13 protein-coding genes are annotated in these 17,239 nt (G+C 52.1%); all 13 read right to left on the bottom strand.

The genetic code is table 11. The features are described 5' to 3' along the window. Positions 1-12: 12 nt before the first annotated feature. The 13 genes from ftsY to TSP01S_RS01450 all read right to left on the bottom strand — a co-directional run bounded on the left by ftsY (position 13) and on the right by TSP01S_RS01450 (position 17,145). Complete coding sequence (gene ftsY / locus TSP01S_RS01510; protein WP_041075866.1) at positions 13-894, bottom strand: signal recognition particle-docking protein FtsY; 882 nt, start codon at positions 892-894, stop codon at positions 13-15. 2 nt (positions 895-896) lie between these two features. After that, complete coding sequence (locus TSP01S_RS01505) at positions 897-2,621, bottom strand: proline--tRNA ligase (protein WP_041075864.1); 1,725 nt, start codon at positions 2,619-2,621, stop codon at positions 897-899. 174 nt (positions 2,622-2,795) lie between these two features. Then, the gene (locus TSP01S_RS01500) at positions 2,796-4,955 is read right to left on the bottom strand and encodes a beta-glucosidase (protein WP_041075862.1); all 2,160 of its coding nucleotides are present in this window, start codon (positions 4,953-4,955) and stop codon (positions 2,796-2,798) included. Continuing rightward, positions 4,942-5,139 (bottom strand): TM0026 family membrane protein, encoded by a 198-nt coding sequence (locus tag TSP01S_RS01495; RefSeq protein ID WP_041075860.1) that lies wholly within the window; start codon positions 5,137-5,139, stop codon positions 4,942-4,944. Before TSP01S_RS01495 ends, TSP01S_RS01500 begins: the two co-directional genes overlap by 14 nt. Continuing rightward, the gene (locus tag TSP01S_RS01490) at positions 5,140-5,943 is read right to left on the bottom strand and encodes an ABC transporter ATP-binding protein (RefSeq protein WP_041075858.1); all 804 of its coding nucleotides are present in this window, start codon (positions 5,941-5,943) and stop codon (positions 5,140-5,142) included. Then, entirely contained in the window at positions 5,940-6,929 is a 990-nt protein-coding gene (locus tag TSP01S_RS01485; RefSeq protein ID WP_231848581.1) for an ABC transporter ATP-binding protein, read from the bottom strand. Before TSP01S_RS01485 ends, TSP01S_RS01490 begins: the two co-directional genes overlap by 4 nt. A gap of 2 nt (positions 6,930-6,931) precedes the next feature. Continuing rightward, on the bottom strand, positions 6,932-7,774 hold the full coding sequence (locus tag TSP01S_RS01480; protein WP_041075854.1) for an ABC transporter permease: 843 nt from the start codon (positions 7,772-7,774) through the stop codon (positions 6,932-6,934). Positions 7,775-7,776: 2 nt separating this feature from the next. Continuing rightward, positions 7,777-8,793, bottom strand: coding sequence for an ABC transporter permease (locus TSP01S_RS01475; RefSeq protein WP_041075852.1), 1,017 nt, complete (start codon positions 8,791-8,793; stop codon positions 7,777-7,779). A 73-nt stretch (positions 8,794-8,866) separates the two neighbouring features. Then, entirely contained in the window at positions 8,867-10,684 is a 1,818-nt protein-coding gene (locus tag TSP01S_RS01470; protein WP_041075850.1) for an ABC transporter substrate-binding protein, read from the bottom strand. Positions 10,685-11,008: 324 nt separating this feature from the next. Next, positions 11,009-12,826 (bottom strand): ABC transporter substrate-binding protein, encoded by a 1,818-nt coding sequence (locus TSP01S_RS01465; protein ID WP_041075848.1) that lies wholly within the window; start codon positions 12,824-12,826, stop codon positions 11,009-11,011. 270 nt (positions 12,827-13,096) lie between these two features. Then, positions 13,097-14,974 carry an ABC transporter ATP-binding protein gene (locus tag TSP01S_RS01460; protein WP_041075846.1) on the bottom strand — a complete coding sequence of 626 codons (1,878 nt, stop codon included), beginning with the start codon at positions 14,972-14,974 and terminating at the stop codon, positions 13,097-13,099. Continuing rightward, on the bottom strand, positions 14,964-16,712 hold the full coding sequence (locus tag TSP01S_RS01455; RefSeq protein WP_041075845.1) for an ABC transporter ATP-binding protein: 1,749 nt from the start codon (positions 16,710-16,712) through the stop codon (positions 14,964-14,966). Before TSP01S_RS01455 ends, TSP01S_RS01460 begins: the two co-directional genes overlap by 11 nt. Next, a complete protein-coding gene (locus tag TSP01S_RS01450; RefSeq protein ID WP_041075843.1) occupies positions 16,705-17,145 on the bottom strand; it encodes a MarR family winged helix-turn-helix transcriptional regulator in 441 nt (146 codons plus the stop codon). The genes TSP01S_RS01455 and TSP01S_RS01450 overlap by 8 nt, the downstream gene beginning before the upstream one ends. Positions 17,146-17,239 lie beyond the last annotated feature (94 nt).

Genomic DNA, 17,239 nt, shown 5'->3' with positions numbered 1-17,239 from the left:
ACTCCGTGGCTTTCAAGAGAACAACGCCTCGACGAACTGTCGCGCATCGAAAGGTCTCAGATCTTCAGCGCTTTCTCCAACACCGATGAATTTGATCGGTAAAGAAAGCTGGTGTTTTATCGCCAGGGCGATACCACCCTTGGCGGTTCCGTCGAGCTTGGTGATGACAAGACCGGTCACGTTCACCATTTCTTTGAAGACGCGCGCCTGCATCAGGCCGTTCTGTCCCGTCGTCGCGTCTATCACGAGTAGAACTTCGTGTGGTGCACCTTCTACGAGCTTTCCAACGACCCTGTGGATCTTTCTGAGCTCTTCCATGAGGTTCTTCTTTGTGTGGAGCCTTCCTGCCGTGTCGATGATCACGATGTCTTTGCCCTTCGACTTCGCGTGGTTCACCGCATCGTACGCCACAGCCGCGGGATCTGAACCTTCTGTGTGCGCGATCACCGTGCAGTTGATCCTTTCTCCCCACACTCTGAGTTGCTCGATCGCGGCGGCCCTGAACGTGTCTGCAGCGGCCATCACCACGCTCTTGCCCATCGACTGAAACTGTGCGGCGAGTTTCGCAACCGTCGTGGTCTTTCCAGAACCGTTCACACCCACGACGCTTATCACGCTCGGTGAACCTGTCAGGTTCAGCGATGTGTCGCCTTCGAGCAGTTCGATCAGTATCTCCTTCAAAGCGCTTACAGGATCTTCCACTCTCTGTTCTTTGAGTTTTTCGATGATCCAGCTCGTCGTTTCGTGGCCAACGTCGGCAGCGATGAGTATCTCTTCGAGTTCTTCCAGTGTTTCTTCGTCTATTCTTCCGCTCCTGAGAAGCTGTTTTATTCCCTCGAAGAAAGCCTTCTTCGTTTTTTCGAGCCCCTGTTTCAACCTCTCGAACAGACCCACGCTCATCTACCTCTCTGTGGATCGTACGAATCCAGCATTTTCATCGCGACCTGCACGATTTTAGAAACCTCCGCTTCAACCTTGTTCTGGGTCTTTTCGTTCCTCAGCTTCAGTTCCACGAAGCCTTCCTGCAACGATTTTCCAACCGTGATCCTCAGGGGGAAGCCTATCAGGTCAGCATCTTTGAACTTCATACCCGGTGAAATTTCGCGGTCGTCCAGCAACACTTCGATGCCCTTGCCGTTCATCTCCCTGTAGAGTTGTTCGGCGAACCTTCTCTGGCTCTCATCGTTCGTGGAGACCACCGTCACGATGACCTCGTACGGTGCGATGGATCTGGGCCAGATGATGCCGTCTTCGTCGTTCAACTGTTCCACGACGGCGGCCATGGTCCTCGAGACGCCCCAGCCGTAGCATCCCATGATGAAAGGTTTCAAATTGCCCTCTCTGTCCATGTAGTAAGCCTGCATGGACTGTGAATACTTCGTGCCGAGCTTGAACACGTGCCCGAGCTCGATGCCCTTCATCGCTCGAAGCGGCTTACCGCAGACTGGGCATGGATCGTTCTCGGTGGTGAGTACCAGATCGGTGTAGTAATTCGGGACGAAATCCCTTCCAACGTTCGCGTTCACGTAATGGTGATCTTCCTTCATGCCTCCAACGACCACGTTCTTCAGATACTTCACCCCGTGGTCTGCAACGATGGGTACATCGACACCGATGGGCCCGATGAAGCCTATGGGTACTTTGAACTTCTCCAGAACCTCGTCCGGAGTGGCGAGCCTCAGAGATTGGTCTTTCATGAAGACCTTCAGCTTCTCCACGTTCAGTTCCCTGTCTCCCTGTACGAGCGCCATCACGAAGCCGTTCCTGCCGACGAACAGCAACGATTTGACGATCCTCTTCGGTTCGACGGACAGAAAGTCCGCCACCTGCTGGACCGTACGCACGTTCGGTGTGTGGACCAGCTGCAACGGTTTCTCTTCCTCTTCCATCTTTTCGTACTCTCCCCTGTACGGTGCCTGCTCGTCGCTCGAGGCGTAGCCACAGCCATCGCATTTGAGCAGGTTCGTTTCCCCAACCTGCGCGAAACTGACGAACTCGTGCGATTGGCTGCCCCCGATCGCACCACTCGCAGCCTCTATGACCATGTATTTCAGACCGATCCTCTCCGCGATCCTGCCGTACGCGTTGCTGCAGGCTCTGTACGCTTCGTCGAGAGATTCTTCGCTGTCGTGAAAGCTGTAACCGTCCTTCATGATGAATTCTCTCGCGCGCAGCAATCCAAACCTCGGTCTGATCTCGTCGCGGTATTTGGGACCTATCTGGTAGAGGAACAGAGGGAGCTGTTTGTAAGAACGCACCTCGTCCTTGACGAGGAACGTCACCATCTCCTCGTGCGTGGGACCGAGCGCGAAACTTCTACCGTGCCTGTCCTTCAACTTCATCATCTCTTCACCGTAATCGTCCCAGCGTCCGGTCATCTGCCACAGTTCGGCAGGATGAATGATCGGCATCGTGATCTCCTGAGCCCCTATTCTGTCCATCTCTTCTCTGATGATCTTCTCTATCTTGGAAAGAGTCCTCTTCGCCAGCGGTAAGTACGTGTAGACCCCTGCGGCCGCCTTCCTGATGAACCCCGCACGGTGAAGGAGCGCATGGCTCACCACCTCTGCGTCCGCAGGGGCTTCCTTGACCGTCGGTGCGTAAAGTTGCGAAAATCTCACGAGTCACACCTCCGTCTCGTGAAGGCTTTCAAATGTATTCTATCGTCTTTACAGGTTCGAAGACACGTGGTTTCATCACGGTTCAGTTAACTGAATTTGACCTGTCCTTTCAGGAACAGCTCAAAGAAAAATCCCCCACAAGGGGGGAATCCTGGACACGATCGCACCGTTTGGTCACAGTTCGTAAATTCTCTCCTTCAGAAACAGTTGACCCTTCAGGCGAATGTCTCTCGAAGAGGCACCCACACGCAGTTCGTACTCTCCATTTTCGACGATCCATCTCTCACCATCGAAGCTTGCCAGGTCCCTGACGGGTATTTCGAGCACTATTCTCTCCTCTTCATTCGGTGAGAGGTTCTTCGTCTTGTGGAACGCCTTGAGCTCCTGGAAGGGTTTGTCGATCTTTCCTTTTGGCGCCTTCACGTAGATCTGTGCGATCTCCTTTCCGGCCCGATCGCCGATGTTCTTCACCGTGAAGGACACCTTCAGCGTGTCGTTCTCGACCGAAACGCTCAGATCGGAATAATCGAATCTCGTGTAGGAAAGTCCGAAGCCGAACTCGTAGGCAGGTTCCACTCCGAAGGTGTCGTAGTATCTGTAACCGACGTAGATGTCCTCTTCGTAGATCACCCTCTTCGGATCTTGTCTCGGTTCGCCCGGGAAGCTCCACGAAGGTACATCGCTGTAGTCCATGGGGAAGGTCGTTGGAAGCTTTCCTGAAGGATTGATCCTTCCAGCGATCGCGTCGGCCACGATGCGACCGGTTTCCTGACCTGCCTGCCAGACGAGCATCATCGCGTCCACTTCGTCTCGCCAACTCGCCACTTCTATGGGTCCTCCCACGTTCAGAAGTGCGATCACTCGCTTTCCACGCCGGTGGAAAATCTTGGAGACGAGCCGTACGAGCCGCAGTTCGTCATCGGAAAGATAGTAATCACCTTTGACGGGCTTTCTGTCGTAGCCTTCACCCGAGATTCTGCTGATCACGACGATCGCGACATCGTTCCTTTCGGCCAGTTTCTCGATCTCCTCTTCGGACAGAAAATCCTCGGGCAGTTTCGGCTTGATCTGCGTTCCCCACTGATCCAATCTCGGTTTGTATTCCTCCTTTTGACGCATCGTGTTGACGTAGTCTTCGTACGTCTTTGCGAGCTCTTCGTCGATTCGAAGCGTTCTCTCTCTGAAACCTTCGAGGATCGAAACGGTGTACCTCGGATGCGTGTCTCCACTTCCCGTTCCACCCTTCACGGTCTCGATCTGCCCCGTTCCGAAGATCGCGATCCTATCGTTTTCGTTCAGCGGTAAAGCTCGAACGTTCTTCAGCAGCACCAGACCCTCCGCGCCCGCTTCGTAAGCGATCTTGGCGTGCGCTTCCAGGTTCGGCCTGTTGGAGTAGCTGTAGTTTTTGAAGGAAGGACACTTCACGAGAACGTTCAGAATGTTCCTGACACATTCGTCCAGCTCTTCTTCGCTCAATTTTCCTTCCCTTATGCCCTGCAGGATCTCTTCCATCTCGTCTTTCCTCTGCGGGTTCACTTGGTAAACCTTCCCCGGCATTATCATGTCGTTGCCGGATTTGAGCTGGGCCACGGGATCGTCACCCGCGTACCAGTCCGTCATGACGAAGCCTTCGAACTTCCACTCCTTTTTCAAAACTTTTTTCAGCAGCCATTCGTTCTGGGAACAGTACTTTCCGTTGAGTTTGTTGTAGGCGCTCATCACGGTCCAGGGTCTGGATTTCTTCACCGCGATCTCGAAACCCTTCAGATATATCTCCCTCAACGCCCTTTCGGAAACGATGGTGTCCACGGTGAATCTGTTGGTCTCCTGGTTGTTGGCTGCGAAATGTTTCAGACACGCTCCAACACCCTGAGACTGAACCCCTCTGACGAACGCGGCCGCCATCTCGCCCGAGAGGACGGGATCTTCAGAATAGTACTCGAAGTTCCTTCCACACAGCGGATTCCTGTGTATGTTCATCGCGGGTGCCAGGAGTATGTCCACGCCGTACTCTCTGACTTCCTCACCCATCGCCCTTCCCACTTCTTCCACGATCTCCCTGTTCCAGGTGGAAGCCAGCATGGAGGCGATGGGGAAAGCCGTGGCGTGGTAGGTGTGCGGATCGTTCTCTCTCACCGGATTGATCCTCAGGCCCGCAGGTCCATCGGCCAGACGGATGGAAGGAATGTTGAGTCTGGAGATTGTGTGTGTCTCACCGGCGACCCCGACCACCTTGGAGTGTGGGTTTCCGAAAAGACCCGGCAGACCAACCCCAACGACGAGTTTCACCTTCTCTTCGAGTGTGAGCTGGGAGAGGATTTCATTCGGATCCATCCTTTCGCCTCCTTCTTCTCTCTTTCGATACTAAGAGCACCAGCAATGAAGCCGTCACGATCAGAAGAACGAAGTTCAGATAGAACTCGAACGGTCTGATTCCGCGCCAGAGATAGTAAGCCAGTACGAACAACTCCAGAACGAGTGCCCAGCACAGTACGGTCAACAGTGCGCGGAGAGACATTCAGATGTCCTCCAGTTTCCTGTAGAGCTTTGGAATGCTGGCGACGAGCGTCTTCGTGTACTCGTGTTCTGGCTCGAGCACGACCTTTTCGGTGTGCCCCTGTTCCACGATGCGGCCGTCTTTCATGACGAAGATCCTGTCCGAGACGTAATAGGCCAGGCCCAGATCGTGCGTTATGAAGATGATAGAGGTTCCGTACTCCTCTCTGAGTTCCAGCAAGAGTTTTATGATTCCTCCCCTGCACGATGCGTCGATCATGGAAGTCGGCTCATCCGCAACTATGAGTAGAGGCTTCAATATCCAGCATCTGGCGATCATGACGCGCTGTTTCTGCCCACCGGACACCTGGTGCGGGTATTTTCCCAGAACGTCTTTCGGATCGATGCCGACCTTGAAGAGCGACTCTTCGATGATCTTCATTCCTTCCTTCTTGCTCGGTTTCTTCTCGATCAGTTCTATGGCCTGCCACAGTGTTCGCTCGATCGGATAGAAAGGATTGTAGCTGGAGAAGGGATCCTGAAAGACCGCGTGCACCTTGCGACGAAAGTCCAAAAGTTCTTCTCTACCGTTCAGACCCTTCCAGATATCTTTGCCTTCGAAGAGGATCTCACCGGAAGTTGGAGGAACGAGTCTCAAGATCATCTTCGCTGTGGTCGTTTTACCCGAACCGCTCTCTCCCACGAGCGAAACGATCTCGCCTTCTTTTATCTCGAAAGAAACGTTCTTCACTGCCTCGATCCGCTTTCTGGAGAAAAACCCAACGTTGAACACCTTGGTCAGATTCTTCACGATCAGTCTGCTCATGCTTTCTCCCCCGTGTACAAAAAACAGGCCACTCTGACGTTCGGCTCGATTTCAACGAGCGCAGGTTCCTGTTTCACGCAGATATCCATCGCGTAGGGACATCTGGGATGAAACCTGCATCCAGTTGGTGGATCCACCAGGTTCGGTGGTGCCCCCGGGATCACCACGATGCCTCTCTTTTTCACTTCCGGTTCCGGTGTGAGGACCGAGTTCAGTAGGCCCTGACTGTAAGGGTGTAAAGGCTTTTCGAGGATTTTGTTCATGGGAGAGATCTCGACGATCTTTCCAGCGTACATGATCATCATCCTGTCTGCGATCTGTCTCACGGTGGCTATATCGTGCGTGATGAAGAAGATACTCCTTATGATTCCCTGTCGCTTCATCTTCATGAGCACCTTGAGAAACACCTTCTGGTTCACGACATCGAGCGCGGAGGTTGGTTCATCCGCGATGAGTAACTTCGGGTTCAAAAGCGTTGCGATGGCTATGACGGCCCTCTGCTTCATGCCACCGCTGAGCTCGAAAGGGTATCTCTTCAGCCACTTCAGGTCGAGTCCGACTTCCTGGAACCTCTCTTTCGCCTTCGCAAGCAACTCCTTTTCAGAGATTCCATGCGATTCTGCGAGGTGCTGTATGTAAGTTTCTATCCTTATCGTCGGCATGAGCGCGTTCATGGCGGACTGTGGAATGATCGAGATCTCCTTGCCCCACAGTTTCTTCTTCACCTCTTCTCTCGATAAGGCCGACATCTCCCAGGTTTGGCCGTTGGATTTGAAAAAGATCTTGCCACCGATCAGCGTGAGTGGACGATTGATGTTCATGAACAGAACGTTCGAAAGCGTTGATTTGCCGCAACCAGATTCACCGACAACTCCGACGACTTCGTCTTCGAAGATCTCGAAGGAGACTCCGTCCACCGCCTTGACGAATATCTTTCCAAGCTTGTAGTAGGCTCTGACATCCTGCGCCTGCAGCAACGTGTTCACGCTCATTCCTCCCTGAGCCTCGGATTGAAAACTTCGTCCATCGCCGTGCTGATGATCAGCAAAGAAGCTGTGATCGCGACGATCGCCACCCCGGGCGGTACGAACCACCACCACAGGCTTCTTCTGACCGCTTCCATCAGCACCGCCCACTGGAGCATGATCCCCAGAGAGATCCCCTTGGTCGGTCCAAGGCCGATCAGGCTCAGCGCTGCTTCACCCAGTATTCCACCGTTTATGAACAGAACGAAGGCCATGAACGCGTAAGTCGCTATGGTTGGGATGAGATCTTCGACTATCAATCTCAGATCTGAGTAACCCGCAAGCACCGAGAGCTGAACGTATTCTCTCGACATCACGCTCATGAGCTGTGCCCTTATGGCCCTTGCGAACCACGGCCACTGGAAGAATCCGAGTATCAGGGCGATCATCTCAACGCTTCTGACCCTGAAGTAGCTCGCTATCAAGATCGCCACCAAGATCGATGGCGTCGTCAGGACTATGTTCGTTATGGCCATCAGAAGATCGTCCATCACGCCCCTCTTGACCGCCGAGAGGGATCCCACTATCGTTCCGATCACCAAGGAGATGAGTGCCGCCAGAAAACCTATGTAGAGCGAAGAGCGTATCCCGTTGAGAAGTTGTGCCAGGATATCTCTGCCGTAGGTGTCCGTACCGAGTGGATGCGCGGCCGAAGGTGGTTTTTCGTAGTCCCAGGTCATCTCCATTGGATCGACTCTGTAGATCACTGGTCCAAGCAATCCTAACAAGAGGAAAAAGAGAAAGATGCAAGCCCCTGCGATGAACCTTTTATTTTTGAGAAGCGGTTTGATCATCGTCGCGAGCATGTTTACTCCTCCTGTCCGATTCTCACGCGTGGATCTATCACGGCGTACACGAAATCGACCAGGAAGTTGGCAAGATAGATGGACGCGATCAGTATCACGAAGATGCCTTGTATGAGTGGATAATCCAGCGTGGTCAGTGCTCTGAACAACAGATACCCCGTACCGGGGTAGTTGAACACGATCTCCGTGATCAGAGAACCACCGAGTATGCCTCCCAGCTGCAAGGCGAGTCCTGTTATCTGTGGCAAAAGAGAATTTCTGAAGACGTAGTTGAACACCCTCTTGTCCTTCATGCCAATGTATTCTGCAAACATGGCGTAATCGCTTCCGAGTTCGTAGATGACCATCAACCGCATTCCGATGGCCCATCCTCCGAGTGCCGAAACCACGATCGAGGAGAACGGCAGTACGTAATGCTTCAGAACGCTCAGAACGAACGTCCAGCTCCAGTTCGGGATCATTCCCTGTGGATACGCACCCTGGGTTGGAAGTATTCCCAGCCTCACACCGAAGAAGAATATGAACAGCATTCCAAGCCAGTAATAAGGAATCTGAGACACCACGAGTGAACCGTTGAGCACCAGCTTGTCCACCCAGGTGTTTCTCCTGTACGCGGCCAGCGCACCGAGGCTGTTGCCCAGGATCCACGCGACGATCGTTGCAGGTAGCAGCAGCATCAGCGTCCAGGGAATGACGGGTATGACCAGGTCCACGACCTTCCTCGGATAGAAGGTTATGGACGTTCCAAGGTTTCCTCGAAACGCCTTGCTCACGAATTCAAAGTACTGTACGTACCAGGGTTTTCCCAGTCCGAACTCTTCCATCAGAGCCCTTTCGGCGGCCCTTATGAGCTCGGGCTTCGCCTGCGCGACGCGCGAAAGGTTCGACAGTATCTGTGCCAGAGGATTACCCGGAATCGCCCTTGGAAGTATGAAAACGATCGTCGTGGCAACGATGTAGGTGACCAGGAGGAAAAGGAAGCGTCTTGCAAGGTATTTCACTATCGATCTGGAAGCCATGCGTTCTCTTCTCCTTCTTCAGGTTTCGGATTTTAAAAACAACCCCGGCCCCGTGTGAGGGCCGGGGGATGGCTCACTTCGCTGAAGCCTGAAGGTCACCGAAGATCTTCGCGGTCGGAATCAGGAAGCCTCCCTTGTCTGTGGTTTCGAACCATTTCGGAATGGGCTGTGGGTTGTTCTTTGCAGAGATTCCGAACAGCGTTGGCAGGGTGTTGGCATGCCACGGCGAAGGTCTGAACCAGTACGGATTGTTCTCGGAAGGCCAGTTGATCCAGTACTTCTCCGAGTATTCGTACCAGTGAGCGGTGTAGAACGCTGGAACGCTCGGCATGTCTCTGAGAATGATCTCCTGGATCCTGTAATAGGCGTTCTTTCTCACTTCAGGATCGAGCGTGGAGACCGCAGAGTCGAGCAGCTTTATTATCTCGTCGTTCTCGTACCTTTCCCAGTCTCCCGCCCATGTCACTTCGCCGACGGGTGCAGACAATCTCTTGTCGAGAACGAACCTGTAGATGTTGAACGGATGATCGAACCCAGGTCCAACGCTCCAGGAAATGATGAGGTCGAACGTTCCTTTCGTCATTCTGTCAGCCCAGACCGAATAATCTGGAAATTCCGTAACGACGTCGATACCGATTTCTCTGAGGTTCTTTGCGATCATTTCGCACATCATCATCCAGTCTGTCCAGCCGTAAGGGACAGAGATGGTGTAGGGGCCGAGTCTGGTTCCGTCGGGTGCGACCCTGATACCATCGCGGCCTTTCTTGAATCCAGCCTCGTCGAGTATCTTGTTGGCTTTCGCGAGGTCTGTCGGTATTCTTCCATCTGCCGTTCCAAAGGCCTTCTTCCACAGATCGTAGTTGATGTACTGCTTGTTCGGTTCGAACAGGTCTATCACCATCGATGGGTGTGCCTGGCTACCGTAACCGAAGTAAGCCTTCCTCAACATTTCACTGTACGGTATGGCGTACGCCATCGCTTTCCTGACGGCAGGATCTTTCAGACCAGGTTTCGTGTTGTTGATGTAGAGGAATCCAACACCGTCTGGCAAATAGTAAGGCTTTTCTTTGAACCAAGTTCCGACGGGCAGTTTCTTCTTTTCCCACAGTTCCCAGACGCTGGGTATGAACAGTCCTGCCCAGTCAACTTCACCCTGTTCAACTGCGAGGCTCGCCGCCGGGTTATCCTTGAAGATCACGTGTGCGATGTACTTGGGCCTGGGCAATCCGAATATGTCCTTGCCCCACCAGTTGTCGATCCGTTCGTACACCAGGATGTTCGGATCGTAGTAGAAGAGTTTGTACGGACCAGAGACCACCTGTTCTTTCGGATTGTCGTTCACCCAGTCTCTGATGTTGATACCCTTCTTTTCGAGGTTTTCGTAGACATGTTTCGGCATCGGGTCTGTACCGAGTGCGTAACTCAGGAACTGGAAGTAGTTCAGATTGTCTTCCCTCGCTTTGAACTCGACCACTTTCTTGTCGATCGCCTTCACATATTCGATGTAGTCGTTCCATCCAGTCCCGGGACCTATGCCGAGCTTCTTGGTGAGTTCAAACGTGTAGACGTAGTCGTCTGCCGTGATGGGAGTACCATCGCTCCATTTTGCTTCCTCTCTGATCTTGATGCGCAGCGTCTTGTCGTTAACGAACTGGTAACTCTCCGCGATCATGGGTAGCCACGCATCTTTTCCAAGATCGTAGATGAACGCTGGTATGAACAAAAACTGGTCCGTACCCCACGTCGACTGAGCCGCGTACAAGTTCCACGTCGTTGCCGGTCCCCAGATCGCGCCAGCCACGTAGACTGTTTCCTCTCTCGGTAACGATATCTGAGCCAGAGCGCTTGCGAGGACCAAGCTCAACAGGATGAGGACAAGATACTTCTTCATAGAACCTTCACCCCCTTCTGAGAGTCATTTCTAACCTTGCGTTAACTTTTCACGAAGACGCATTCAGAGTTTGCGCAAGAATCTTTCCTGCTATGAAAAATTACCACATATTTGACGCACGCAACAAGACATACCTTGCGTCAAAAGAGCGAAATATTACTCTTCAAAAACGATTAACTGTGCAACACTGGCTCGAATCAAACTTAATCTCACGTTTTCTTGTGATATCTCCACGTTACATGTCAAAACGAGAGTAGATAGGCCTTCGTCATAGAAGGCCTTAGGTTGCAAGAAAACCCCCCGGACTCTGCGGGGGGTTGAAGGTCACTTGGTGACCTTTTGGAGTGTTTCCATGATCTTCGAAGTCGGTACCATGTAACCTCCTTTGTCGACAGTCTCGAACCAGGATGGAACGGGTTTTGGATCGGCTTTCAGACAGATACCGAACAGAACGGGCAGGGGGCCTTCGCCGTCGCCCGGTGAGCACCTGTACCAGTACGGATTTTTCTCCGACGGCCAGTTGGTCCAGTATTTCTCTGAGTATTCGTACCAGACCGTTCCGTAGAACATTGGAATGCTCGGGAAGTCTTTATGGATGATTTCCTGAATCTTGAAGTAAACTTCCTTCATCTTCTCGATGTTCAGCGTGGAGACGGCTTTATCGAGCAGTTTTATGACTTCCTCGTTCTTGTATCTCTGCCAGTTGCCAGCAGGGTACGGTTCTCCGACAGGTCCGGTGAGCCTGTAATCCATGACCCATCTGTAGACGTTGAACGGGTGATCGAAACCAGACCAGGCGCTCCAGCAGATCAGCATATCGAAGGTTCCCTTGATCATCCTGTCCCACCACACAGAGAAGTCAGGAAATTCCGTAGCAACATCGATACCAATTTCTCTGAGGTTCTTTGCGATCATTTCGCACATCATCATCCAGTCTGTCCAACCGTAAGGGACAGAGATGGTGTAGGGGCCGAGTCTGGTTCCATCAGGTGCGATCCTGATACCATCGCGGCCTTTCTTGAATCCAGCCTCGTCGAGTATCTTGTTAGCTTTCGCGAGGTCTGTCGGTATTCTTCCATCTGCCGTTCCAAAGGCCTTCTTCCACAAATCGTAGTTGATGTACTGCTTGTTGGATTCGATCAGATCTATGACCATGGACGGATGAGCCTGGATGGAGTAACCGAAGAAGGCTTTCTCCAACATTTCCTGGTACGGAATGGCGTAGGCCATAGCCAGCTTGACGTTCGGATCGTTCAAGGGGTACTTCGTCTGGTTCACGTACAAAAGGATCAGAGCGGCAGGCAGGAAGTAGGGCTTCTGTTTGAACCAGGTTCCGATGGGCAGTTTCTTCTTTTCCCACAGTTCCCAGACGCTCGGTATGAACAGTCCTGCCCAGTCGATGTTGCCCTGTTCCAGTGCCAGACTCGCCGCTGGATTGTCTTTGAAGATCGGGTTCGCCAGATATTTTGGTCTCGGTAGGCCGAACACATCCTTACCCCACCAGTTCTCGATCCTTTCGTAGACGATGATGCTGGGATCGTAGTGGAACAGCCTGTACGGCCCAGAGACAACCTGAGACTTTGGATCGTCGTTCACCCAGTCCCTGATGTTGATCCCTTTCTCCTCGAGTTTCGAATACACATGTTTCGGAACCGGTCTGATCATGAACGCGTAGGAGAGGAACTGGAAGTAGTTCAAGTTGTCTTCTCTGGCTTTGAACTCAACAGTTTTCGCATCCACAGCCTTCACGTATTCTACGTAATCTTCCCAACCCGCGCCGGGTCCTATTCCCAGTTTCTTCGTGAGGTTGAACGTGTACTCCACGTCCCAGGCCGTGATGGGAACACCGTCGCTCCAGAATGCCTGATCTCTGATCTTGATGCGCACGATCCTGTCACTCAGAAACTGGTAACCTTCGGCCAGGATCGGAAACCAGATGTCTCTACCGGGTTCGTAAAGGTACAGAGGCACGTACAGAAACTGGTTCGTTCCCCAGGTGGGCTGAGGTGAATAGAGGTTCCACGCCGTTGCCACCGCGAAGGAACCCACCGTGTAGAGCGTTTCGTTCCTGGGTAACTGAACCTGCGAGAACGCCGTGACGATCGATGCCAGGAACAGGATCACAGAAAGCCATTTTCTCACTCGACACCCCTCCTTTGAGAAGATTGAGGCTACAGTTTCTGTTTCAACGATAACATTAACGTTCATACAAATCAATCGATGATTCATGATCCAAAGAAGAGAAAAAGCAAGCATGTTGAAGATAAATTTAGAAAATGGAACGTGCTGTCACGGAATGGGTGTAATTGAGTTATTTCCAAAGGTTTGTAGCGATTTGGGTGGAGACGATAACACATTCGAAGGAGCGCCCGTGACGACCAGGCGCTCCGATACAACCGTTGAGATGGTGCATCACTGAACCTCGACCAGCGCACCCAGGAACTGACTTCTGTAAAGTTCTGCGTAGAAGCCTCCCTTGGCGAGCAACTCTTTGTGAGTACCTTTCTCTATGATCTTTCCTTCGTTCATGACGAGTATCAGATCGGCGTTCTTTATCGTCGAGAGCCTGTGCGCGATGATGAAGCAGGTCCTTCCTTTCATCAAATCGTCCATGGCCTTCTGAATGTAGGTTTCGGTCAGCGTGTCCACGTTGCTCGTGGCTTCGTCGAGGATGAGGATGTCCGGGTTGGCTAAGAACGCCCTCGCGATGGTTATGAGTTGCTTTTCACCGTAGGATATGTTCGTCGCCTCTTCGTTGATCACAGTATCGTACCCATCCGGTAGTGCCATGATGAAATGGTGCGCCTGCGCCATTTTGGCGGCCCTTACGATTTCTTCCTCGGTCGCATTTTCCTTACCGTACGCGATGTTTTCCCTTATGGTACCGTTGAAGAGCCACGTGTCCTGAAGCACCATGCCGAAGCATCTTCTCAGATTGTTCTTGTGGATGTCTCTTATGTCTATGCCGTCGATCTTGATGCTACCTTTCTGTACCTCGTAGAATCTCATCAACAAATTCACGAGCGTAGTTTTCCCGGCTCCCGTTGGACCGACTATGGCGATCCTCTGACCGCTCTTGACATCCACGTTCAGATCCTCGATGAGCGGTTTCTCCGGTACGTAACTGAAGTAAACGTTTTCGAACTTGACATCGCCTTTCACTTTTTCGATTTTCAACGCGTTCGGTTTTTCAGGCTTCTCTTCTTCCTCATCGAGTATCTCGAAGACCCTCTCCGCCGCGGCGATCGTCGATTGGATCAAATTCGCTATGTTGGAGATCTGCACAATGGGTTGTGTGAACTGCTGAGAATACTGTATGAAAGCCTGAACGTCTCCAATCGTTATAGCCCTCTTCGTGACGAGGATACCGCCCACCACCGAGACGATCACGTAGCCCAGATTACCGATGAAGCGCATCAATGGCATGATCATGCCAGACAGAAACTGCGCCTTGTGGCTCGCATCACAGAGTCTCTCGTTGATGTTTTCAAATCTTTCTATCACATCACGTTCCCTGTTGTAAGCCTTGACCACGATGTGGCCCGAATAGACCTCTTCAGCGTGCCCGCTCAGTTCTCCGAGTTCTTTCTGCTGCTTTGAGAAGAACCTCTGAGAGTGCTTCGCGATGATGACGGTCACGATTATGCTGAGCGGCAAGGTGAGGACCGTGACACCGGTGAGTATGGGGCTTATCGTGAGCATCATGACCGTGACACCCACGATGGAGACGATGCCTGAAACGAACTGGACAAGGCTCTGCTGGAGCGTGTTGCTGATCAGATCGACATCGTTTGTGACACGGCTCAGGATCTCGCCGTGGGTTCGGGAATCGTAGAATTTCAAGGGAAGTCTCGAGAGTTTCTCAGAAACGTCTTTCCTCATCTTCCTCACGATCTTCTGGGAGACGCCCGCCATGATGAACTGCTGTAGATAGCTCAGCAGACCGCTCACAGAGTAAAGAACGCTCACCTGGATCAGGATCTTCGCCACGTAAGAGAAATCTATCTTCGCGTTTGGAAGTCTGAGCATCTTCGCCATGATTCCACGAAAGATTTCGGTGGTTGCCCTGCCCAGAATCTTTGGAGCCATTATGGTGAGAACCGTGGCGGTGATCGTCAGAGCCAGAACGATGATGATGGCAGGTAGGTACGGCCTCAGATAGGCGAGCAGTCTTTTCAGCGTACCCCTGAAATCCTTCGCCTTTTCCACAGGTCCAGCCAAAGGTGGTCCCCCAGGTCTGGGACCTCTCACCGGCAGGTTATGTGTCTGGACGTTTCTTTCACTTGCCATTGTGCTCACCTCCAACCACGGCTTCTTCTTCGGAGATCTGCGACAGCACGATGTCACTGTACACGGGACACGTTCTCATGAGCTGTTCGTGTCTACCTACACCTTCCACCCTGCCATCCTTCAGAACGATGATCTGATCTGCATGCATGATCGTCGCGACTCTCTGCGCGACGATGATCACCGTTGCGTCTTTCAGCTCTCTCATCAACCTCGAGCGAATCTTGGCATCCGTTCTGAAATCGAGCGCCGAAAAGGTGTCGTCGAATAGATAGATTCTGTGTTTTCCTGCGATGGCGCGGGCGATCGAGATCCTCTGTTTCTGTCCTCCGGACAGGTTGGTTCCACCCTGCGCCACGGGGGCGTTGAGGCCTTCGGGCAACTTTTGGGTGAACTCAGTCACCTGGGCGATCTCGGCGGCCCTGAGAATGTCTTCGTCTGTTAGCTCATTTCTGCCGAACCTTATGTTCTCGGCGATCGTGCCTGAAAAGATGATCGGTTTCTGTGGGGCGTAACCTATCAACCTTCTGAGCTTCTCCAATGGAATCTTTCTCACATCGACCCCATCGATCTTCACGGAACCTTCGGTCACATCGTAGAACCTCATGATCAGATTGAGGATGGTCGTCTTTCCAGAGCCCGTGTTCCCAATGATGGCAGTTATCTGACCGTTCTTCGCGGTGAACGATACGTTCGAGAGTGCCGGTTCTTTCGCGCCGGGGTAGTAGAAGGTCACGTTCTCGAACTGGACCACACCGTTTCCAGAAGGTTCCTCCACCTGTTCCGGTTCTCTTATGGACGGCTCGGTGCGCAGCACTTCCAAGATCCTCTGTGCAGACACCGAAGCACGGGGTAGAAACACGAAGATGAGCGAAATCATGATGAAAGAAAAGAGCACCTGCATGACGTACTGCATGACAGCCATCATCGTGCCGACTTGGAGCTGTCCCATGTCTATCTGCTTGGCACCGAACCATATAAGGGCGACGATCGTGAAGTTCATGATGATCGTCATGATCGGAAAAACGATGGCACCGATCCTGTTGACCTTCAACGCCGTTTCGGTGAGGTCCACGTTCGCTTGTTCGAACCTTTCTTTTTCGTATTCTTCTTTGTTGAACGCCCTTATCACCCTGATGCCCGTGATCCTCTCCCTCAAAACGAGATTCAGACGGTCTATCTTTTTCTGCATGCTCTTGAACAGAGGCATGACTTTTGCGAATATGAGGTACATTGCGAGTGAGGCTATGGGAACGGAGATCAAGAGTATCATCGTGAGCTTTGCGTCCTTCGAAATGGCCATGACGATGCTCCCGACGGCGATGATCGGGGCCCTTATGACCATCCTCTGGATCATGATGAGTGCCTGCTGCACCTGGGTTATATCGTTCGTGGTTCGTGTGATCAAGGACGCGGGACTGAACTTGTCGATTTCAGCGAGGGAGAAGCTCTGAATCTTTTTGAAAAGATCGTTTCGAATGTCCCGGCTGGCACACGTGGCCGATTTGGACGATGCGAAGCTCATCAAAACGATAGCGACGACCTGAACTAAAGAGACGAGGAGCATTTTTGCTCCAACCTTCCATATGTAATCGACGTTGCCTCTGGCAATGCCTCTGTCCACGATCTGAGACATGAGGTCTGGCAGATACAGCGTCACGTAAGAATCGACTATCACCAGCGAGATTGTGACGATCACCAGCCAGAGGTACGGTTTCAAATATTTCATGATCTCAATCATTCGCTTCACCTCTCAAACGGTTCTCAAGGTTGGCGATGATCCTGCGGAGGAAACTTTCCAGCTGGTTTTTTTCTGCATCGGTGAACCCCTTCACGATTACAGTTTCCACGCTCTTTAGATGTTCCTTCAGAAAATCGCAGTACAGTTTGCCTTTCTCTGTCAAATAAACCCTCTGGAGCCTTTTGTCATTTTCATCCTGTTCTCTGCGTATCAAACCTGCCCTTTCCATTCTTCTCAGCATGATCGCGACCGTCGCAGGTTTCACGTTCAGTTCCTCGGCGATTCTTTTCTGCGTTACGCCTTCATGCTTCGCAACGATCATGAGCATGGGAGGTTGACCCGGGTGGATACCGTGCTTTTCCAATTCTTTGTGGAGGATCTTGAACTGGAGCCTCTGGATCATGAAGAACTTTTTCAAAATGCTTTCGTTCATCCGATCGCCCTTTCCTTAGACGCCAAACAATTTGACGTCAATATTTTAGCACACCCCCTCCGGACGGTTCGATCTTGAGTGTTGACATATATAT

Source organism: Thermotoga caldifontis AZM44c09 (assembly GCF_000828655.1).
In the GTDB taxonomy this organism is placed as follows: domain Bacteria; phylum Thermotogota; class Thermotogae; order Thermotogales; family DSM-5069; genus Pseudothermotoga_A; species Pseudothermotoga_A caldifontis.
This window is presented reverse-complemented; position numbering and strand designations above follow the sequence as displayed.